Here is an 830-nt window from a genome sequence, read left to right on the forward strand (position 1 = left end):
TTTTGATATCAAGCTTGGCCGTAAGCAGATTCGCCTCAAGCCAGTTGGAAGCATTTTGATATCAAGCTTGGCCGTAAGCAGATTCGCCTCAAGCCAGTTGGAAGCACAGAAGAAGAAGAGGATTGATCTGTTAACGCTTCAATCCACTTGCCGGTAGCAAAAGCAACAACGGCCGTTTGCTACTAGGCAATTATTCAGGTTCCTTCTGGATTTAATTATTCAGATGGAACCTGATTTTTGTTTCTTGCCACCAGAACTGCTGATTTTGCATTGCAGCAAGCATGCTGATGCCTTTATTGCTGCTACTGCGATTAGGGAGCAAAAAAGCGTGTTGATCAATACCCAAGCAWTGGAGCCAAAAGCAGCGCAACGGCTAYTGGATTTTGTTGCAGGTGCTGTTCATGCCYTATCAGGTAATGCCCTACGCATTTCGGCTGAYTGCTTTTTATTTACGCCCTATCAGGTGCTKGTAGATCTCATGCCATCTGACGAATYAGATTTTGTCCATACCTAGCGCCAACAGCTCAATTTCCAAGCAAAACTGTGTGGTCTGTTACAGCTAATGGCCCGCCTAGAGATGCAACTAGAGCTATCTGAGGCAGCTATTGCTGATCTCCCCCAGGCATTAGAGCAGTCAGCATTGGAATTAAATGCCCAGTTGTGCTGGCCTGATCCCCATAATGCCAGCATTGCCTTGATGCTTAGTAARAGCAATTTATTGGTGCGGATCCTTGTTGAACTAAACAGTGCTGGTAAATGCGTATTGCTTTGCAGCAGTTCAGAAGGKATGGGTAATCGGGCACCACTAACAACAGCTGTACTAGAGCAGC

2 protein-coding genes are annotated in these 830 nt (G+C 46.0%); both read left to right on the top strand.

Annotated elements, in window-relative coordinates; all coding sequences use genetic code 11:
• The first annotated feature begins 223 nt into the window (after nt 1–223).
• Nucleotides 224–514, top strand: coding sequence for a cell division protein SepF (gene sepF / locus C7K08_RS17015; protein WP_106501197.1), 291 nt, complete (start codon nt 224–226; stop codon nt 512–514).
• Between the two features lie 48 nt (nt 515–562).
• On the top strand, nt 563–830 hold a 268-nt coding region (locus tag C7K08_RS14705), incomplete at its 3' end, for a hypothetical protein (RefSeq protein ID WP_106501198.1).

Source organism: Synechococcus lacustris str. Tous (assembly GCF_003011125.1).
In the GTDB taxonomy this organism is placed as follows: domain Bacteria; phylum Cyanobacteriota; class Cyanobacteriia; order PCC-6307; family Cyanobiaceae; genus Synechococcus_D; species Synechococcus_D lacustris.